Genomic DNA, 20,560 nt, shown 5'->3' with positions numbered 1-20,560 from the left:
TTCCTTATTTTTTCATTAAAGCTTGACGATCGACTTTACCGTTTTTAGTAAGGGGCAACTTCTCAAGCGCCTCAAGTGTATTAGGAATCATAAATTGAGGTAAATTTTGATGAAGCGCATCCGCAACATCTGAGTGCAAAGCCGTACCCATATAAAACAGATGCAAGCGATGACGCTTACTATCATAGGTACAAACCGCCTGCTCTACCCCATCGATATTCATAGCAGCAGCCTCAATGTCGCCAAGCTCAATACGGTGACCAAGATGCTTAATTTGATGATCTTTGCGTGACGTATATACAAGATTTCCGCAAGAATCAAAATAGCCCATGTCACCCGTACGATATAAAGGCTCTAACCAGCTGTTTTGTAACGGATTTTGCACAAACGCAGCAGCGGTCTTTTGAGGCTCATTAAGATAACCCAAACCAAGTGCCGTTCCGCTCACGCAGATTTCGCCTTCTACACCTGCCTTGGTAACTTGATACTCACAAGTCTTACCATCGTTAAGGGCGCCTTCATCCGCGACTGCGCACGCTTTATCTTCGTTTTCGTCACACGAAGCAATCAAAACCACACGCTCATTATCAAATGGCTTGCCAATAGGAATAACTTCGCCCTTTTGATACGGACGATCGAGCACAAAATAGGTACAATTACAGGTGATTTCTGTAGGTCCATATAAATTAACATAAGTAACATCAGGAAGATATTTACGCCACTTTGCAAGCTGTTTTATTGGCATAACTTCGCCCGAAAACAGCACACGCTTGATAGTAGTAGGAACTTTATAATCAAAGCCATTCATAATTGATACAAAACACAAGGCGCTTACCGCCCATACGAGCGTAGTTACCTTTTGTTCTACCAGATAATCCATAAGTTTGGTGGGAACACTAAAATACTCACGCGGAATAATTTGAAGCGTTGCACCCAAGTAGAGCGCAGAATAGATATCTTTTACCGACACATCAAAATCAAAGGGAGCCTGATTGGCAAAAATATCATCGCTATCCATATGAAACGTAGAGGTAAATATTGGAATAAAATCAATAACCGAACGATGAGAAACAACAACGCCTTTGGGCTTTCCCGTAGATCCGCTGGTAAAATTAACATACAAGGGATCGATATCGCACAAAGCACGCTGACATGCAGCCAAAACGTCAGTATTTATTGCGGTATGCATTATTTCGGATAAACGAACAACCTGATAACGGTTTGTATCTATGTGCGCTAAGGCCTGCTCATAAAACTCATCATCAGTAACAATTACCTGCGGATTAAGCGTTTGGCAAATCTCGTGAATACGAACAGCAGGCTGGCGTGTATCAAGAACCGAATAGTAATCCCCTGCATACACCGCTCCAAGCATAGCAGCAAGCGCGTACGAGCTTTTTTCGAGATAAAAAGCAATAGATCGACGCGCAGCAGCATGATCTGCTGTTGCAAAATACGTACCAAAACTTTGTGCTGCATGTAAGAGTTGTTCATAAGTCAAAGACAGATGTGGATCACTTACCGCACAATGCTGCGGTTTTTTTGCAGCGGATTGCTCTAACCAAGTTAAAACGCACTTCATGAGTTGCCCTTCGTTGCCTTGTACTGTTTCATCCAGGTATCCCATTCGTCATACGAGATGAAATCCTGCGAAACATCTTCGTGCATATCTATACGATATATAAGTTTAGCCAAGTAACGCGAAAAATGTTGTGCACCAGTTGTATTTAAGTGTTCAAAGTCGGCAAACTCCGAACGCGAAAGTGAAAGAACACCCTCTTTACACATATTACAATCAAGATACACGCCATTGGCACCTTCGACAATATCACGTACGCGCTGCATGGTTTTTGGATAAAATGAACCAAAGGACGCAATATCATACGCTGGATGAGGCGTAGCTATGCAGATAAACGAAACACCGCGCTCTTGACAAAGACGCGCAATTTGTGCCAGATATTCAAAGCTCTTTTGATCAAGACGAGGCCATCCATATACTTGAGCTGACGTATCATAATTTCCATCTTCCAAAACCCAGTTATAATTACCATAACCTCGTCCGCCATACGTCCAATCTTTCGTTACCTTTTGAGCTGCTAAGCCATAAGGTTCGTGAGTCAAACGAGACATCACGTTATAATAAAGCGCCTGTGGCGTACGCGCAGGCGTAAATACCCATGGAAAATAAACGTTCAGTGAATCTTTTTCACCAAAAGTTTCTTTTCGTAGCGCAAGCGACCCCAATTTTTGAGCAAGTATGATAGGATCATTTTGATAACGGGCGTAAAGATAGGGAACTTCTGCACGCACATTATATGGCGAATCAAATGAATACAGACCTATGCCTAGGATAACGCGTTTAACATGCTTATGTTCAATAGCCTCAAGCACCGTATCGTAGGTGGAAGATAAAACCTGACCAGGCGTTGCAAGATTATAAGTAGAAGGATTTTGCTCGCCTGAAAGTTCTGCGCGCGTATCATCATACACAAGAGGATTTATACCGCGCTCGGCATATGAAGATCCAACGATTACCGTATCGCACGCGGGAGCTTCTCTAAAATCATTCCAACTTACTTGCGCCAAAGGAGCATATAACGAAAAAATATACGCATAACAAACTGCAATAATACCAAGCAAAACACAAGATAAGAGTGCAATTTTTATGTTGCGTATAAAGAGGCGCTTATGTTTTGTGCCTTCATTATTGTTTAATGCTGATGATGCATGTTGCACTTGTGAGCACGAAGGCGTGCTCGCGGACGAAGACTCTTTCACGGTTTTAGGCGTGCTTGTGGACTCTGGCGTATGTTGTGAGGATTTATTAGTAATTTGCATACATGAACCCTCCTCCCACATTAAATATACATGCCAAGGTAATCAAAAGACCAAAGAGTGCAAACAATAGAATACGAACAATATACGATTGTTTCGATAAAAACGTAACTATATCGTGGCCTTGCTCTTGATACAAACTTACGACAAAAACGATACACCACATCACAAAAGAAAGGCACAGCGCACTTATCTTATCCTGATGAATTCCTATAGTGCGCAAGGTTGTAATAAAGTCTTGTGCATGAAACGAGAACACCGTGTTGTAAAGACAGGTAAACGAGGTTTGTGCATCAAAGATACGGTCGAAGTACCAGCCAATGTTTACCACAATGAAGCAGCGAATAACCGAGAATACATGGTAGCTGCGTAGTTTTTTGGTTAATGTGCAACAGATGTGCTAAGCCTTGGGTAAGAGGTTTTGCAATATCTGATGTGGCAATTACAAGACCGTTATAGAGTCCCCACCAGATAAAGTGTGCATCAGCACCATGCCAAACTCCTACGAGTAAGAATACAAAGATATTGGCAAGTGCTGCAGGAAGAGTTTTTCCTAAGTGAGAAGATATGTGTGTTTTTACACACTTACCTAAAGCTTTCATGGGGCGCGTTAGTGCTAAAGGATAAAATACGTAGTCTTTCATCCAAAGACCTAAAGAGATATGCCAGCGTCTCCAGAAATCAGCCAGTGAAATAGAAAAATACGGGCGACGGAAGTTTGCTTGCATAGGAATGCCTAAAAACTCAGAAGTGGCTTCTACCATATCGATACCACCTGAGAAGTCGGCATATTGTTGAGCAGAATAAAGCAAAATACCAAAGACGATAACAGAGCCAGGAAGGGATGCAGGCTTATAGTCAAAGATGTACGAGATGGAGTCTACTAAAAGATCTGCCATAACATACTTTTTAAGAGCACCATAGCAAAACAGTACTGATGCACGTCCAAAGTGCGTATCAGAAGCTGCGTGATAGCTAAAAAGATGAGGGGAAAGTTTATCAAAGCGGTTAATGGGTCCTTGGATAAGTTGAGGGAAGTAGATGAGATAGCATGCAAGCTTGAAGGGATTTTGTTCTGGGGTGTACTTTTGGTTATAGATATCAAAGACATATGAGAGTGCTTGGAAGGTATAAAAGGAAATACCTAAAGGAAGTAAAAGCCCTAAGCTTTTAGTTGAGGGAGCAAGACTTAGTGCATAGAGAATGGTATTCCAGTATTTAAGGTAGCATAAGCAGCCTGCAATAAGAATAAGAGCTGCTATCAATACAAGCTGCTTGATACGAGCAATTTTATGCTTAAAAGCCTTTTTGTCTGCTCTCGTGGTGATGGTATGTAAGCGCTTTTTACTTGAGGAATCAATTTTGTGGAATGATAAGGTGGTGACATAGGTAAGCACGAGGGTAAACGCAACATAAACAATAGTATCTATATTGGTAACAAGTGCATAAAAGATAAGCGAAAAGATAAGGATAACTACCCATTGGAAGCGTTTGAAGATATATCCTACTGCGTAGTAGGTTATGCACAGAAGTGCACAAAAGCACACAAACATTAAAGAGTAGAATTCCACAAGCTAACCTAACGCATATAAAATCCAATATCCAAATCGTTACGAGCAAAATTTATCATAATCAATTGATATCTCTCGTTACAAATCATCACAGCTACACCATAATGCACGCTCGTAAAATACATATTTCTACAAACCTATTTGTGCTTTATTCCCCATGGTTCATACGATAATTTTGCATACGCCCATCTTGAGCCGTTGGATATTGCATCCATGTATCTAAAAATGCCTTATAGCGTCCTTCAATAATGGCTTGACGCGCCTGTCTCATACAGTCAAGCAGAAAATAAATGTTGTGCATAGACAATAAGATTGCTGCGTTCATTTCGTGTTGGCGAACCAAATGGTTAAGGTAGCTGCGCGTATATCCTTCACTACAAACCGGACATGTACAAAGCTCATCTAAGGGTACATGAGCATGAATGTGAGCAGCGTTTTTAAGATTGAGCCTGCCTTCATGAGAAAAAGCAGTACCCATACGCGCGGTTCTCGTTGGTAGCACGCAATCGAACATATCGACACCACATGCAACTGCACGTACCAGCGTTGTCGGATTGCCTACTCCCATCAAATAGCGAGGTTTATGACGCGGCATATATTCAGATACCAAAGGTGCCAGCGATTCAAACATGGTTTCGTGATCCTCGCCCACCGAATATCCGCCAATACCATATCCAGGAAAATCGGCAATCGACTCAAGACGCTCAATGCTTAGTTTTCTAAGATCTAAATTCATACCACCTTGAACAATGCCAAAAAGCGCTTGGTCTTTCTTGGTGTGGGCCTCAAAGCAACGCTGTGCCCATGCACTTGATAAGTCAACCGCACGACGAACATACGCATCACTTGCAGGATAACCAGGACACTGATCAAGCTGCATCACGATGTCTGCGCCCAACTTTTGAGCAATTTCCATATTTTTTTCGGGTGTCCAAAACACATATGACCCGTCATAGTCAACAACCTTAAAGCGCACACCTTCATCGGAAAGCTTTACGAATTCTGAATGACTAAATACTTGAAAGCCACCCGAATCGGTAAGAATAGGCTTATTCCAATGCATAAATGAGTGCAGGCCGCCTGCCTCGGCAATGAGGTCTTCGCCAGGCCTCATAGCAAGGTGATATGTATTTGCAAGAATGATTTTTGCACCAAGATCATTCACTGTTTGGGGAAGTAATCCTTTTATGGCTGCTTTAGTGCCAACGGGCATAAAGATAGGAGTAGGGATATCGCCATGAGGTGTATGAAACACTCCTGCGCGGGCGTGCGTTGTAGGGTCTTCGGCAATAAGGTCGTAGGTAAACCATTTTGACGAATCGCAGGTATCTGAAGACGATATGGACATACGAGCTCCTTGCAATGACAAAATATGAGGAAACGGATACTTTAATACTTCTTACACAAAATATTGTATATAAACTTAAAACGAAAAAAGCAACAATTTAAACAAAACAAAAATTGAGGCACCACACAAAGGATGCCCCAATTAAAATATCGCGTATAAAACCGCTGTTCTGTATATGCACGTAACGAGCACCTTAGTGTCTGTACTATGCAATACCCGCCTTAACTACAGGCACGAACAAACGAATAATTACTCGCTAAAAAGTTGCTCACTACCATCTTTAATCTCAAGAAGTGCCTTAAGAGCATCTTGCTCGTCTGCACCATCACAAGTGATTTCTACTTTAGTACCAGTGCCCAAACCTGCAGCAAGAATCATCATAATAGATTTAGCGTTTACAGGAGCTGTACCTTTGTCAATGTTGGCAATGCGAACATCGCAGTCAAAACCTTTTGCAACTTGAACAAACTGTGAAGCAGGACGCGCGTGAAGACCGGTTGCGCTTGCAATAGTAACTTGCTTGGAAAGCATAATGCACTCCTTTTTTCTCGTAGAGTAGATACATAATCTCTCATAACCATTTCAAGTAAAAATCATACTACCAAACATCTTTTGTGTATGTAGAGAAAATTTAGTGATTTTGATGTACCTTTATGTATGTAGGCCAAAAGAGAGGACCTTACATGCAACCAAAACTCAACAACTCCAACAGCACGCAACCCACTCATACCAATACCTTTAAGCGCATGATGGAAGCGGTTATGATCGTTGGCAAACGTTTTGTAGCGCTGTTTGTTTCGGGAGCACAAGCAACCGTAAGCGTAGTACAGGCAACACGAAAACAACAGGAAATTCAATCGAAAGTAAACGAAATAAAAACACAAATAGCCAACGATCAAACTTGTTTTGAGCACCGCCGTACTATCGAAGATAATTATGACAATTTGGTGGCAGACTACCTCAACAAGCAGGAACGAGAAAAGACGGCAGCTTCGCTTTTGGCAACAGAGATAGAACAAATAAGTGCAAAAGTTAAGCTACAGGAAACTTCACTGAATACCTTAATTGCAAAGCATGAAGAAGAGTTGCGCCCCTACAAGGAGCTTATGGACTCAAGTAAAGGCAGAAACGACGACAGCGCGCGTGCGCTTGCTGATGCAAAACGCGATGTAAAGGCCGCTGATCAGGCATTGGCTGCCGCAGTAAAACGCCGCGATCAGCAGATTAGTAATGCACATCACAATGTTGATAGTGCACGCGAGCGGCTGACTCGTGTTGAGGCAGGTCTTTCTCGTCTGCAACAAGATCCTAACTCTACAGCTGCTGCAATTTCCAAAATGCAAGGTGAAGTTATTACCGAGCGTGCACACCTTGATGTGGCTATTAAAGATGTTGACCGCATAAGCAACGAAGAGCAGCAAAGTGTTAATGCAGCTCAAGATCGTTATAATCTACAAAAACAAGCATGTGAGCGAGCAAATACTCACTCCATGAATGCGCAGGCCGAAGCACGTGGGCATCGTGAGGAATATGAAGCCTTATATAAAGACAAGAAAAGCGAAGAAACACAACTTAAAGACGCACTTGATGCTGTTAAAAAGGACTTACAACAAAAGCAACAGTCACATAAAGAAACGCATGATCGGCTAGCAGATATTCAAGCGGCGCTCGATGAAGCCCATTCCATTCATGCTACACCCGAGATGACGCGCACGCTTTACACCAAGATACAACAGGAAACAAAGCTGTTGAATGAATATCAACAAACCCATGAGCGTTTGAGCCAACACGCACGAGATTTGCGCAAACGCACGCGCCTACAACGAGTTGTCTTTGTAGCGCTTGTACTTGTAATTGTAGTTCTTGTTGGCATAACACTGTATGCACTGGTACAAAGATAGTACTTCTTGCTCAGGCGCACGTTACAACATAATCATAGCGTCGCCAAATGACAAGAACCTATATTCATGCTCAATTGCTTCTTGATAAGCTTTCATAATAAGCTCACGCGATGCAAATGAAGACACCATCATCATAAGCGTTGAACGTGGCACATGAAAATTAGTTACCATGCAATCAACAACATGCCAGGTATATCCAGGCATAATATACAAATCAGTTGTTGCATTTTCTCGTTTGACAATATCACCGCGGTGCGTAAGCAAGCACGAATCTTGTGCGTGCTCAAAATTGAGGGCACAAAGCGCAGGCTCAGAGCATGTTGCATTGCAATCAAACGCACTCTCAAGTGAACGAACCGATGTTGTACCAATAGCGATAACCTTATGACCTGCAGCTTTTGTGGCGTGTACGGCATCAACAACATCTTGTGACACGTGATAACGCTCGGTATGCATAACATGTTGGGTTGGATCATCTTCTTCGACCAATCTAAAGGTATCAATACCAACCTCAAGCTCAACCGTTTTCCATTGCACGCCTTTTTGCTTAATACGTTCAATAAGCTCTGGTGTAAAATGCAAACCTGCAGTTGGAGATGCGGCAGAGTGCTCTTCCTTCATGGAATATACCGTCTGATATTTTTCGGGGTCGCCTTCGTAATTGGTAATATATGGCGGCAGAGGAACATGGCCTGCCTGATGTATTGCCTCGTCTAAACTCAATCCTTGTGCTGGCGTAAACTTGACCAGTCTTCCGCCACGGTTATTTTCAAGATAATCCATAATTTCTGCACGTAACACAACGTCTGCGGTAGCAGGTGCATGAAGACCACCTGCGCGATAATCAATACACGCACCAAGTTTTAAGCGTTTACCAGGATTAACCAAACACTCCCAAACCGAACCCATAGGGTCAAGATCTTCACGACGTTTAAGCAAAAGCGTTTCGCACGCAGCAGAGCCACCGTGCTTAAGTCCTACTAAACGTGCAGGTAAAACCCTTGTTTTATTGGCAACAATCAGATCGCCTTCTTGCATATAATCTGCAATATCTCTAAAATGACGATGCTCTATTTCGCCTGTAGTGCGATGAAGCACCAACAGCTTACATGCGTCACGCGGCTCAATTGGATGCTGGGCTATACGTTCTTGCGGCAAGACATAATCAAAATCATCAGTACGCACAATCATTTCTCCATATCAGTTGTAGAATAATACAAAGGTCATGTATAAATCAGATATATGATAGCTATTCAAAATAACTATGTCACAATGATTATGTCACAATAGTTGTGGCTTGGCGTAAGTTACCAACAACATGTAAGGAACATTTATGACTGTCGAAAATTCAACGATTTTTACTACACACCCCTCTTCAAATGCCTCTCAACAAGCGCAAAACCAATACCTCCTTACACTTCACAACTCAGAGCGTCCACACTTTCCCAAGCGTGCTGTTGTGACCTGCGGTATGCCCTACGGTAACAAAAATCTACATTTTGGACACATAGGCGGTGTTTTTGTACCGGCAGATTTCTTTGCACGCTTTTTGCGTGACCGCATTGGCAAAAAAAATGTTGTTTTTGTTTCGGGAACAGACTGTTTTGGCTCGCCTATCATGGAAGGTCATCGTAAGCTTAAAGATAGTGGTTACGAAGGCAGCATACATGATTACGTTACAAAAAATCACGAGGATCAAAAGCGCGCGCTCGACGCATACGGTATTTCGCTTGACCTTTATTTAGGTTCGGGCTTAGAACCTGCAGCAAGCGTTCATCAAGAAATTACCGACTTTATTTTGCAACGCCTGTATCAAAACGGCTATCTTACTAAGCGTTCTACGCGACAATTCTTTGACGAAAAAGTTCAACAATTTCTTAACGGTCGCCAAGTCATTGGACGCTGTCCTGTTCGTGGCTGCAAATCCGAAAAAGCGTATGCAGACGAATGCGATTTAGGCCATCAATTTGATCCTGAAGAACTTATTGCGCCTGTGTCACAATTAAGCGGTACACAGCCCATTCTTAAGCCTGTTGACAACTGGTATTTTGATTTGCCTGCTTTTAAGGGCTATCTTACAGAACTGGTAGACGCATGGGATCATGATTGCCACGTCCGAAGCGTTGTATGCAATACGGTGCGCGAGTCCCTCGCTAGTCCCGTGATTTATATTCAAAATAAGTTTAAAGACGCATTTGACAAGATTTCAGACACTTTACCACCCTATACGCTTGTAGGCGCTCGAGAAAATCAGCAATCATTCTCAATTGAATTTGGTAACTGGCAAGACAGAGATACTGCACGCACGCAACTTGAAGCCGCTAAAATTAGGTTTAGAACAGGTAAAACACTCTTGCCGTTTCGTATTACCGGAAACATTCCTTGGGGCGTCAAAGCCTCTGCGCTACCTCAGGCGCAAGATTTAACTGTATGGTGTTGGCCCGAAAGTCTATGGGCTCCTATCTCGTTTACCAAAACAGCGCTTATGCTAGATGAAAACCATGATACACACCGCTTTTCTTCTCATGACTGGCATGACTTTTGGTGTGCTAAAGATGCGCAGGTCTATCAATTTATGGGTCAGGATAATATCTTCTTTTATTGTGTTGCCCAGCCTGCCCTTTGGAAGGCGCTTGACGCAGATTTATTCCCTGATACCCCTGTTGCTAACTATCATATTTTGTTTATGAACAAAAAAGCATCAAGCTCAAGCGCTATCAAGCCGCCTATGGCAGAAGAATTGCTCCAAAACTATAGCGCCGAACAACTAAGAGCACACTGGTTGTCGCTTGCACTTGATCAAAAAGCAGTAAGTTTTTCACCTAAAGCGTTTGACACTTCCATAAGTTACACCGATAAAAAAACGGGTGTAGACGTTATGGTAAAAGACGATCCACGTGTTGTTGACCCAGCTCTTAAAGAAAGTGCATTTCTTACTAACATCTTTAACAGACTGGCACGAAGCTGTTTCTATGGCGCGCAAAAGGCTTGTGGCGGCTGTTTGCCGCATGTTGACGCAAGTCAGGCTACAAAGCTGACGTGTCAAAAAGCTCTGCTTGATTTTGAGCAAGCAGCAGCAGTTGCCGATGCGCATACCGCACTCGGTCATGCCGAAACGCTGTGTCGCAGTGCCAATAAGATTTGGGGACAAGCTGCAAAAGACGCTTATGACCAAAATGACGACAAGGCATATCAGCAAGCACTTGCCGATGCATTTTATGCACTTCGCGCTACCTCCCTTATGATGCACCCTGCTGTTTTTGAGGGCTGCGAAACTATTTGCGATCATATGAGCTTTGATCGTAGCGTATTTTTCTCGTGGGAAAATGCGTTTATGGGACCTTATGAGCTTGCAAAAACATATACTCACGATGAAGCAGCTCATAAATTGGTCGAAATACCAGCGCATTTTGATTTCTTTAAGAAAACAAAATAGCGTGTAAGAACGCGCAACAGCTAGTGATAGCGACAACTTCACCGTTGGCGCGTCTTACGTTGCAGGAAAAAAGATTTTTGAGTTAGATAGAGGAATCTCACTCATAAGGGGAATCACACAATGTAGTGATTCCCCTTACACATATCTTATGAGTCTTATGCAGTTTTGTGCGTAAACAGTTTTCCCATGCAAATGCGTATAACGCTAGCTTAAAAGTGCATGCTTAAGTTCTTCAACACTGTGCACGATAAAGGTTGCGCCCGCTTGTTCAAGCTCGCCACAAGGTGCAGTTTTACCATAATAAACACCAATCGAAGCAATACCACAAGCGCGCGCAGCCTCAACATCGTAGAGTCGATCTCCTACCATAACGCAGCGTGAAGCGTCAATACCAAGCTTGTTGATAACGTTTTGCAACGTTTGCGATTTTGGCTCACATGAATCATCCTGCTTACCTAAAATAACGTCAAATACCTGCTCAACCTCGTTTTCTTCTAGCGCGCGGCGCAAGAGATGGTCACGTTTAGAGCTTGCTACACCCAATTTTTTCCCAGCAGCTTTTAACTCGTGCAGCATTGAATCGATACCCTCAAATAAAGGCCATGCGTCACGTCCAAGCTTTGAATAAATAGCGCGATACTGTTTGGTAATTTCTTGTGCCTGTTCGGAAGAATACCCAAATACCAGCTCAAATGCTTGAGGAAAAGGCGGGCCTATAAGTTGGGGAATATCAACAAAGCGCTCGCGACTAAGCCCAAAGCGGCTGAGCACTTGACGCGCAACCGAAATAATTTGTTCTGAGGTATCGGCAAGCGTACCGTCAAAATCAAAAATAACTGCGTCAAATGAACCTAGCGCAGAAGCTAAATTCTCAGACGTTTGAGGCTGCGATACAGGCCTGTCATTATATGTATTATCGACTTTAATCACTCTAACTACTTTCTGTAAATATGTATCTGTTTTGGAGCATGGCTCGTACAAACTTTATGAGTATATACTACCCTACCCGCGCATAATTCTTTCAAGCTCATGCAAGCGCAATAAAACGCACAAGACGTTCGCGATACGCCTGTTATGCAGTTATAACATCAACTCGCGCGCTCAAACGTATCTTACAACCACATAGACCTATCCGGCATGACGCCATTTTGGATCGGTAAGAATGCGCGCCACAATAAGACCAAGCGGCAAGCAAAATACAATTAATACCGCTCTAAGCAGCCACAAAGATCCTTTATCCAGCGAAAACGCGCCAAAATTATACATAGCGCGATACATATATAATCCTGGAACCATAATAACAATAGAGGGGACCGTGAGAGCAATACGTGGGTATCCAATTTTTTTGCGCACGACACTTGCTAACAAACCCGCCGTAAGCGTACCAAAAAACGCAGCAATACACGGTGCAAGTGGCGTCCAACTCACCAAGCTCAAACGCAACGTATTGGCAATTGCTCCAAGAACTCCTGCTAAAGCAGCCATTTTTGGCTCAGTATTAAACATAATCGAAAAGCCAAATACGCCACACCAACTAGCCAAAAGTCTCAACAGTGTTAAGGTAAGCGGCGTTAAACCTAAAATAGGCAAGAAATCCTGCGGGCGTAAATCCAAACATAAAGCAGCACTCCAGCCAACCGACACCGCAACGGCAATAATCATAAGCGCATATACTGCACGTTCAATACCGCTTCGCATGTCAAGCTTTGATAAGTCGAGCCCCGAAGTAATAAACGGAAAACCTGGAATTACAAACAAGAGCGCGCCAATGTATCCGTCCAAATGTCGAGGATTAGCGCGTAGACATTCAAATAACACCGTGTACGAAAGTAAATACACCGCGCAAGCAACCGAGACGGCAACAGCAATATCGGCCACAAGCGTAATTTTTCGATCGAGCATTTTTCGACGTACATAGTTTCCTGCCGCCGCACCAAAAAAGCAGCATAATACCTCGTATATGCCTCCGCCTAACAAAAAGATAAAGCCTGCGCACGCAAGACCCGCGGCTAAAGCAACCTGATAGGGCTTGTATCTTACTTTCATAGCCTCAATGGAATCAAGCGCTTGGTGTACCTGGCCTACGCTCCATTGTCCATGGTCTTTATCAAAGGCGCGCACAAACGCTTCCATGCGATTAAGCTTTGAGGTATTGACTCCTGTAGAAGGAAGACTCAAGGCTTGTGTATAGCTTCTTCCTTCGCAATCTATGCAGGTATAATCAAGCGAAACTAAACCTATATCGGCACTACAAGTCATATTAAGATTGCGCGCAATGGTATTCATGGCGTCACGCACGCGCCAGGCTCCTGTTCCGCACGAAAGAAGCATCATGCCAATATGACCAACCAAAACAGCTCTCTCGGGAAAGCGCGCTTCTTGAACAGGGGTGTCATTACTACTGGTAAAAAACTCGTGCCAACGTATACGCATATGGTGATGATGAGATAGATGATGGACAGGCGCTGTTGTAGCAGATTGTGTATTTTGTACACCTTGCGCCACTGACGTGGCAGATTCGCAGACTGCAAATGTCTTGGATTGACAACAAGATGCGTGATTATGAGGATATACGCAGTTTGAAGACTCGCTCATATGCTCTGTAACTCCTTATGTATATACAAAACATACTTAAGATTACTCCAAATGTAGCCAAATACGCAAAATACAAGGAATATGCAACAATGACTTTACCTTTTAAGCATATTGACCGAAAATAGATGTGTATGAGTCATAAAAATGTCAGATGAGCTGTAGCTTATCAGTCAATTTGTTATGATTATACGAAGATCTATACGTTTATACGAAAGGATATTCAATGGCGCAAGACACTATGACACTCGTTATCATTCGCCATGGCGAAAGTGAGTGGAATAAACTCAACCTCTTCACTGGTTGGACAGACGTTGATTTAACCGAGCAAGGACACAAAGAGGCTACCGAGGGAGGTCGCGCGCTCAAAGAAGCAGGTTTTGATTTTGACGTATGCTACACCTCACTTCTTAAACGTGCTATTCACACCCTTAACCATGTATTAGACGAGATGGATCGCAACTGGCTTCCTGTTTATAAAACATGGCGCCTTAACGAGCGTCACTACGGTGCACTTCAAGGGCTCAACAAAGCAAAAGCTGCCGAAGAGCACGGTGAAGCACAAGTTAAAATTTGGCGTCGTTCGTTTGATGTTCAACCACCTGCACTTCAACCAAACGATGAGCGCGATCCCCACATTCAAGATCAATTCCGCGATGTTCCTCAAGAAGATCTTCCTTACACCGAGTGCTTAAAAGACACCATTGCACGTGCATGGCCTTATTTTGAACAAACCATCAAACCTCAGATGGAAGCAGGAAAGCGCGTTCTTATTGCTGCTCACGGCAACAGCCTTCGTGCACTTGTTATGCAATTTGAGCACCTTACTCCTGAGCAAATTTTGGAAGTTAACATTCCTACAGGTATTCCATGTGCATACACCTTTGATAAAGACTGGAACGTATTAGACAAACACTACATTGGTGATCCTGCAACTATCGAAGCAAAGATCAACGCTGTAGCAAATCAAGGTAAAGCTAAAAAATAACTGGTTTTAGCAGCACGCGGTTGAGAGCACTGCCCCATTTTACTGCTCGTTTATTACGCAAAGCTGGTTATATAAGCTGGCTTAAAAGTAAAATGGATGTATATATGGGCAGAAGTCATAAGTATAGCTTGTGCTCTACAAGTTCATCATAAGTATGCTCACCAACTGCAATACATTTGCCACAAAAAAGGTTAAGGCGAGATGTACCCACGTACACTCGCCTTATTTTATGCCCAACTACCGAATTTACGCGCTTGTTTAGGCGTACATGTGCTACAACAAACACTGACGCATTACGTTGATGGAACTTCTATAAGGAGGTTTTATTATGGCAAAAGTTGCTGTAATCGGTTGTACACATGCAGGTGTCTTTGCAACCACGTCTATTCTTCAATCTCATCCCGATTGGGAAGTGCACGTTTTTGAACGCAATGACACCGTTTCGTTTTTGTCCTGCGGCATTGCGCTTTGGGTTGGCGATCATGTAAGCGATCCTCAAAAAATGTTCTACAGTTCACCACGCGCACTTGCAGATGCAGGCGCACACGTTCACATGCAAACTGATGTTACCTCGGCAGATGTTAAAACAAAACATGTTTGCTGGACCGATCTTACTTCGGGCGAAAAATCAGAGGACAACTTTGATTACTTGGTAATTACCACAGGTTCTAAGCCTGTTGTTCCTCCTTTACCCGGCATAGACGGCAAACATGTTTTGCTTTGCAAAAACTGGGATAACGCCAAGCGTATTAAAGAAGCAACCAAAGACGCAAAAAGCGTTATCGTTATTGGTGCAGGATACATTGGTGCCGAGCTTGCTGAGCAGCTCAGCGAAGTTAAAAAAGAGGTTACTCTTATCGACGCATTCCCGCGCGTACTTGCTAAAAACTTTGATTCCGACGTAACCGACCAGCTTGAGAAAGTTTATACAGCTCACGGTGTGCATTTAGCACTTGATCAAAAAGTTACTTCGTTTGAAGATACGGGTTCAGGTGTAAAAGTTATTACCGAAAAGGGTTCGTTTACAGCAGATTATGCAATTTTGGGTATTGGATTCTTGCCGCGTACCGACCTCTTCACCGGTCAGCTTGATATGATTAAAAACGGTGCAATTCGCGTTGACAATTACATGCGCACCTCTGAGCCAGGCGTATTTGCAGCAGGCGACTCGGCAACTATTACGTTTAATCCAACGGGAAAAGAAGATTATATTCCACTGGCCACCAATGCTGTTCGTCAAGCACTTGTTATTGGTGCAAACATGGTAAAACCCACGGTTGCATATGCAGGAACGCAGGCAACAAATGCTGTTCAGCTCTATGATTACTCTATGAGTTCAACGGGTGTAACTATGGAAATGGGCAAACTGCGTGGTCTTGAGCTTACCAGCACAACCGTTACTGAAAATTATCGTCCTGAGTTTATGCTCACCACCGCACCTGTTACTGCAACGCTGGTATGGGAGCCTCGCACACGCGAAATTAAGGGAGCACAGTTCTTCTCAACCCACGATGATGTTGCACAAGCCGCCAACGTTGTCTCGGTTGCTATTGCAAACCACATGACCGTAGACCAGCTTGCTCAAGTAGACTTGCTCTTCCAGCCTAACTTTACTAATCCAGTAAACTACATAGGCTCGGTTGCTATGAAAGCTGCTTCTGAGCACTAAAGTGTCTCTACATCATTAATGTAAAACCGTATCTACGCACCCGTAGGTACGGTTTTTTATACGCTTTACGTTCCTTAAGTTCCTTATTGTCATAAACGATTATTTCTTACACGTAACAATTTAATTTCAAAGCCGTAAGCACTTACCCGCTACACATATCTTGCAAACACTATTCAGGTAGGGTAGAAAGGCGAAATTATGTGTGTAGTGCAGTATGCGTTTGCGTATGACATATAGGAAAGGAATTCTTTTATGGATATCACCGATATTCTTGCGGCTCTGGGAGTTATTCTCAACGGTCTTCCTCAAGGACTGTTGGCAATGTCTTTAGGTTATGCAACTGTCCCCTCTTCGTTAGGCTTTTTCATTGGAGCCATCTGTTGTTATGGATTTAACAGTTTAGCCCCCATCAATTTTCAAGCATCAACCATCGTTATGACACACAGACTTACTAAAGACATACGCGAAAAACTCTCCATGGTGTTCTTTGCGGGAGTCATTATGGTTATCGTTGGTATATGTGGCTTACAACAAGCAGCAGTAGAGTTTTCGGGACCTGTTATCATAAACGCAATGATGGCAGGAGTAGGTATTGTTTTAGGACGGCTATCCTTTGAAATGATTAAGCAGGAGCGCGTGGTTGCGCTTTCAAGCATTATCAGTGCTGCAATTATTTATTTTTTCTTCGGCCGCGATTTGATATACACCATTTGCGGCTGTGTTTTTATTTCGAGCTTTATTCAATTCTGTGTTACTAAATACCTCAAGAAAAGTTCCAACACAGCGAGCGCTTATGCAGAAACTTCTGCCATGCAAGAAAGCGTGCATGAAAAAACACCAACAATGCAGCTAGATGAATCTAGCATCACCTCTGTACGCGATAAAAACATCTTTGCACATCTTGCAAGATTATTGACCGCTCATATAAAAAAGAATTTTGTTTTTAAGAAACCCATTATAAATGCGCACATTATTCGTGGTTCGCTTGCTATAGCCTGCTTAAACGTAGGAGCAAATATTACCTTTGGAAATATTACAGCAAATATTGCACACGGTACACAAAATATAGACGTCCTTTCCATTTATTCAAGTCTTGCCGATATTGCTTCATCGTTGTTTGGAGGATCACCTGTAGAGGCAATTATTTCTGCAACCGCAGCAGCACCTCATCCTGTAAATTCAGCCGTTATCATGATGCTTGCTATGAGTGCTCTGCTGTTTTGTGGCCTTTTGCCAAAAATTGGTAAATTTATTCCACCACAGTCTATCTCGGGATTTTTGATTATTTTAGGAATTGTAGTCACGGTTGGAAATAACGCACCGATAGCATTTGGCACCGGTAATCCCCAGGATTCTATTATCGCCGCAGTAACTTTAGGGGGAACCGCTTTTGTTGACCCCTTTGTGGGCATGGTTTTAGGCATTCTTTTAAAATCACTTTTTGCGGCAGGGTTATGCATGTAAAACAAGATGTTTTTAATCCTTTTGAAAGGAAATGGTATGACTCAAGCAACGCATACGACAGCAACAGATAATCGAGCCTGTCCTCATGTCAAAAATTTAGATGTGCAGCCTTCTGAGCGCGAATATCTTTTGTGTGTAGCAGGTATAAAACGCAGACTTCCTATCGTACGTATAAATTCACACGCGCGCATTGCAAGTTTTGTAATTCTAGGTGATACCGAACTCGTTATTCGAGCGGCAGCGCAGCTTGCAAAAAGATTACCACGTGATATAGACTATCTGATGACTGCCGAAGCAAAAGGTATACCACTTGCGCAGGAAATGTCACGTATATTAGGTCTTGAGCACTATATCATTGCTCGAAAATCAAAAAAATCGTACATGAATGATCCGCTGCAGGTAAGTGTGAGCTCAATTACAACTCACGAGAAACAAGAGCTCTTTTTAGACAAACCAGACGCAACTCGTATCAAAGATGGGCGCGTTGTACTGGTCGATGACGTTATATCAAGCGGCGAAAGCCTCGAGGGACTTGAGTGCTTGGCGCAAAAAGCAGGAGCTCAAATCATAGGAAAAGCGGCAATACTTGCCGAAGGAGATGCCGCCAAAAGAGACGATATCATATACCTTGAAGCATTGCCGCTGTTTAATTGATGAGCGCATAGCTTGCAAAAAAGCTTGTGTAACGAGCATATCAAAAAGGCTTATATCAAAGGTGTTAAACGCGCTTATACCTGATAAGCGCGTTATACATTAATGTCTAAAGTGCCGTACACCTGTAAACACCATTGCGATACCGTGTTCGTCAGCAGCTGCAATACATTCTTCATCGCGGATAGATCCACCAGGCTGAATAATGCAACTTACACCGCGGCGCGCAAGCTCATCTACATCATCTCTAAACGGGAAAAATGCGTCAGACGCGCAGGCAAAATTATCGGCGGATACGCCCAATCGCGCAGCCGCTGTGTGTGCGCGCTCGCATGCCATAATTGCGCTGTCTACACGATTTGGCTGGCCACAACCAAGGCCTAAACCTGCCTTATCTTTAGCAATCAAAATAGCGTTCGACTTAACAGTCTTGCAAACCTTCCAGGCAAACAGCAGGTCTTCAAGCTCTTTTTGAGTAGGCTGTTTTTTGGTTACCACCTTAAACGTGTGCGGATCTTCACTCGCACAATCGCGCGTCTGAACAAGCAAGCCACCACCTATGCTTTTAAGTTCACATGCTTGTTCTTTATCAAGTCCGCCTGTTACCAGAACGCGTAAATTTTTGCGTTTAGACAGACGCTCGGAGGCTTCATCACTTACAGATGGAGCAATAAGCACCTCAACAAACTGTTTGTTAACGTCGGCAAATTCGGTTACAAAATCAAGATCTACTTCGCGATTAGCGGCAATAATTCCCCCAAATGCGCTTTTAGGGTCGCACGCAAAAGCGCGTTTATAAGCACTGGTTACATCTAAGGCAGTTGCCGAACCGCAAGGGTTTTGGTGCTTAAGAATAACAACAGCAGGTTCATCAAACTCACAAACCGCACTCCATGCGGCGTCGGTATCCAACAAATTGTTATATGAAAGCTCTTTTCCTTGTAATTGGCGAGCGCGTGCAACACTGTGCTCATTTGCATCTGCTACGCAATAAAAAGCTGCTTGCTGGTGAGGATTTTCGCCGTAGCGTAAATCCATTTTTTTGTCGAAAACGCACTTCAACTGCGAAGGAAATCCTCCCTTGGCACCTAAGCTTGTAGATGTGTTATCACCATCTACAGGCTCGTTTGCAACGCCTGCAGTTGGCTCGTAAGCCGCTACGTTATCGCTTAGTGTAAGTGTTTTGGCTAAATACGAGGTAATTGCCTGATCATAGTGCGATGTAAGGTTAAAAACTTTATATGCCAGCTTTTGACGTAAAGACAGCGTTGTGGCGCCGTTATGCGCGCCCATCTCGGCAAGAACTGCTTCATAATCATGTGGATCGCATATGACCGTTACCGATTTAAAATTTTTGGCGGCACTTCTTAACATCGAAGGACCGCCAATATCAATGTGTTCTATTGCATTATCAAACGTGCAACCGTCTTGTGCTACTGCTTTTTCAAACTCGTACAAATTGGTGCATACCAAATCAATCATCGGAATGTTTTGCGCTTTTGCGTCGCGCATATCTTCCTCGCACGATCTTCTACATAAAAGACCACCGTGGATACGCGGATGAAGCGTTTTAACACGCCCACCCATCATCTCGGGCGAGCCCGTATAGTCTTCAATACCAACAAGTGGAATGCCAGCTTCTGCTAAGACGCGCGCTGTTCCCCCGGTACTAATAATTTCGACCCCAAAATCATGCACAAGATGCGCTGCAAAATCACAGATTCCATCTTTATTGGTAACCGAAAGCAAAGCTCGTCTAATAGCTGTTTGTGCCATAAAAACCCCTTTATTGCTCCTACGTACACCATATGATTTGTGCTTCTTCTCCTTATGCGAAGCCTTGCAAACCAAACGCTTGAACACATCGGAAAAGCTGCGTACCATCATTGTATAAAACCTAACAACGATACGGATCAAACAAACAAATACAACGAGAAATCGTAACCTAACGGCAATTTTTTATAGAAACACAAGGGATACGTAGTGCAAACGCCATCAAGATACGCGGCACAAAAAAATTACACCCGTGTATAAAACAACAAGGCGTAATAAAAAAGTTGCAGGTTATAAGCCTGCAACTTGCACGTATGCAGTGAACATGTGCT

At 43.2% G+C, this 20,560-nt stretch carries 15 protein-coding genes; 6 read left to right on the top strand and 9 right to left on the bottom strand.

The window, feature by feature from the left end; translation table 11 throughout:
- Window positions 1-4: 4 nt before the first annotated feature.
- From HMPREF0091_RS02005 to HMPREF0091_RS01985, 5 genes are all read right to left on the bottom strand, one after another.
- The gene (locus tag HMPREF0091_RS02005; protein WP_006302547.1) at window positions 5-1,582 is read right to left on the bottom strand and encodes an amino acid adenylation domain-containing protein; all 1,578 of its coding nucleotides are present in this window, start codon (window positions 1,580-1,582) and stop codon (window positions 5-7) included.
- A complete protein-coding gene (locus HMPREF0091_RS02000; RefSeq protein ID WP_010241277.1) occupies window positions 1,579-2,838 on the bottom strand; it encodes a hypothetical protein in 1,260 nt (419 codons plus the stop codon). The genes HMPREF0091_RS02005 and HMPREF0091_RS02000 overlap by 4 nt, the downstream gene beginning before the upstream one ends.
- Window positions 2,839-3,128: 290 nt before the next feature.
- Window positions 3,129-4,406 carry an MBOAT family O-acyltransferase gene (locus HMPREF0091_RS01995; protein WP_261974440.1) on the bottom strand — a complete coding sequence of 426 codons (1,278 nt, stop codon included), beginning with the start codon at window positions 4,404-4,406 and terminating at the stop codon, window positions 3,129-3,131.
- 148 nt (window positions 4,407-4,554) lie between these two features.
- Window positions 4,555-5,754, bottom strand: a complete 1,200-nt coding sequence (tgt, locus tag HMPREF0091_RS01990) for a tRNA guanosine(34) transglycosylase Tgt (protein WP_006302543.1) — start codon at window positions 5,752-5,754, stop codon at window positions 4,555-4,557.
- A 249-nt stretch (window positions 5,755-6,003) separates the two neighbouring features.
- Complete coding sequence (locus HMPREF0091_RS01985; RefSeq protein WP_006302542.1) at window positions 6,004-6,285, bottom strand: HPr family phosphocarrier protein; 282 nt, start codon at window positions 6,283-6,285, stop codon at window positions 6,004-6,006.
- Between the two features lie 152 nt (window positions 6,286-6,437).
- Between HMPREF0091_RS01985 and HMPREF0091_RS01980 the strand changes: the two genes are divergently transcribed.
- Window positions 6,438-7,655: a coiled-coil domain-containing protein gene (locus HMPREF0091_RS01980; protein ID WP_010241485.1), complete on the top strand. Its 1,218-nt coding sequence runs from the start codon at window positions 6,438-6,440 to the stop codon at window positions 7,653-7,655.
- A 21-nt stretch (window positions 7,656-7,676) separates the two neighbouring features.
- Here the strand turns inward: HMPREF0091_RS01980 and queA are convergent, their stop codons facing one another.
- Complete coding sequence (gene queA / locus HMPREF0091_RS01975; RefSeq protein WP_006302540.1) at window positions 7,677-8,846, bottom strand: tRNA preQ1(34) S-adenosylmethionine ribosyltransferase-isomerase QueA; 1,170 nt, start codon at window positions 8,844-8,846, stop codon at window positions 7,677-7,679.
- Window positions 8,847-8,988: 142 nt separating this feature from the next.
- Here queA and HMPREF0091_RS01970 point away from each other — a divergent pair, with 142 nt between their 5' ends.
- Window positions 8,989-11,091 (top strand): class I tRNA ligase family protein, encoded by a 2,103-nt coding sequence (locus HMPREF0091_RS01970; RefSeq protein WP_006302539.1) that lies wholly within the window; start codon window positions 8,989-8,991, stop codon window positions 11,089-11,091.
- Window positions 11,092-11,295: 204 nt separating this feature from the next.
- On the opposite strand, the gene HMPREF0091_RS01965 is transcribed toward HMPREF0091_RS01970, so the two are convergent.
- A complete protein-coding gene (locus HMPREF0091_RS01965; RefSeq protein WP_006302538.1) occupies window positions 11,296-12,021 on the bottom strand; it encodes an HAD family hydrolase in 726 nt (241 codons plus the stop codon).
- A gap of 198 nt (window positions 12,022-12,219) precedes the next feature.
- On the bottom strand, window positions 12,220-13,686 hold the full coding sequence (locus HMPREF0091_RS01960; RefSeq protein ID WP_006302537.1) for a threonine/serine exporter family protein: 1,467 nt from the start codon (window positions 13,684-13,686) through the stop codon (window positions 12,220-12,222).
- A gap of 223 nt (window positions 13,687-13,909) precedes the next feature.
- Here HMPREF0091_RS01960 and gpmA point away from each other — a divergent pair, with 223 nt between their 5' ends.
- The 4 genes from gpmA (at window position 13,910) to HMPREF0091_RS01940 (ending at window position 18,458) form a co-directional block, all read left to right on the top strand.
- The gene (gpmA, locus tag HMPREF0091_RS01955) at window positions 13,910-14,671 is read left to right on the top strand and encodes a 2,3-diphosphoglycerate-dependent phosphoglycerate mutase (RefSeq protein ID WP_006302536.1); all 762 of its coding nucleotides are present in this window, start codon (window positions 13,910-13,912) and stop codon (window positions 14,669-14,671) included.
- A gap of 328 nt (window positions 14,672-14,999) precedes the next feature.
- Window positions 15,000-16,340, top strand: coding sequence for an FAD-dependent oxidoreductase (locus HMPREF0091_RS01950; protein ID WP_006302534.1), 1,341 nt, complete (start codon window positions 15,000-15,002; stop codon window positions 16,338-16,340).
- Window positions 16,341-16,592: 252 nt separating this feature from the next.
- Window positions 16,593-17,804, top strand: coding sequence for a hypothetical protein (locus HMPREF0091_RS01945; RefSeq protein WP_006302533.1), 1,212 nt, complete (start codon window positions 16,593-16,595; stop codon window positions 17,802-17,804).
- Window positions 17,805-17,840: 36 nt separating this feature from the next.
- Entirely contained in the window at window positions 17,841-18,458 is a 618-nt protein-coding gene (locus HMPREF0091_RS01940; protein WP_010241478.1) for a phosphoribosyltransferase family protein, read from the top strand.
- 99 nt (window positions 18,459-18,557) lie between these two features.
- Here HMPREF0091_RS01940 and purH read toward each other — a convergent pair whose 3' ends face one another.
- On the bottom strand, window positions 18,558-20,231 hold the full coding sequence (gene purH, locus HMPREF0091_RS01935; protein WP_029575153.1) for a bifunctional phosphoribosylaminoimidazolecarboxamide formyltransferase/IMP cyclohydrolase: 1,674 nt from the start codon (window positions 20,229-20,231) through the stop codon (window positions 18,558-18,560).
- Window positions 20,232-20,560: the final 329 nt, after the last annotated feature.

This window comes from Fannyhessea vaginae DSM 15829, from assembly GCF_000159235.2.
GTDB lineage: Bacteria > Actinomycetota > Coriobacteriia > Coriobacteriales > Atopobiaceae > Fannyhessea > Fannyhessea vaginae.
This window is presented reverse-complemented; position numbering and strand designations above follow the sequence as displayed.

Coding starts and splice junctions, on each gene's coding strand:
- HMPREF0091_RS01940 (WP_010241478.1), top strand. CDS start 17,841: ATGACTCAAGCAACGCATACGACAGCAACAGATAATCGAGCCTGTCCT.
- queA (WP_006302540.1), bottom strand. CDS start 8,846: ATGATTGTGCGTACTGATGATTTTGATTATGTCTTGCCGCAAGAACGT.
- HMPREF0091_RS01970 (WP_006302539.1), top strand. CDS start 8,989: ATGACTGTCGAAAATTCAACGATTTTTACTACACACCCCTCTTCAAAT.
- tgt (WP_006302543.1), bottom strand. CDS start 5,754: ATGTCCATATCGTCTTCAGATACCTGCGATTCGTCAAAATGGTTTACC.
- HMPREF0091_RS01980 (WP_010241485.1), top strand. CDS start 6,438: ATGCAACCAAAACTCAACAACTCCAACAGCACGCAACCCACTCATACC.
- HMPREF0091_RS02000 (WP_010241277.1), bottom strand. CDS start 2,838: ATGCAAATTACTAATAAATCCTCACAACATACGCCAGAGTCCACAAGC.
- HMPREF0091_RS01960 (WP_006302537.1), bottom strand. CDS start 13,686: ATGAGCGAGTCTTCAAACTGCGTATATCCTCATAATCACGCATCTTGT.
- gpmA (WP_006302536.1), top strand. CDS start 13,910: ATGGCGCAAGACACTATGACACTCGTTATCATTCGCCATGGCGAAAGT.
- HMPREF0091_RS01945 (WP_006302533.1), top strand. CDS start 16,593: ATGGATATCACCGATATTCTTGCGGCTCTGGGAGTTATTCTCAACGGT.
- purH (WP_029575153.1), bottom strand. CDS start 20,231: ATGGCACAAACAGCTATTAGACGAGCTTTGCTTTCGGTTACCAATAAA.
- HMPREF0091_RS01950 (WP_006302534.1), top strand. CDS start 15,000: ATGGCAAAAGTTGCTGTAATCGGTTGTACACATGCAGGTGTCTTTGCA.
- HMPREF0091_RS01985 (WP_006302542.1), bottom strand. CDS start 6,285: ATGCTTTCCAAGCAAGTTACTATTGCAAGCGCAACCGGTCTTCACGCG.
- HMPREF0091_RS02005 (WP_006302547.1), bottom strand. CDS start 1,582: ATGAAGTGCGTTTTAACTTGGTTAGAGCAATCCGCTGCAAAAAAACCG.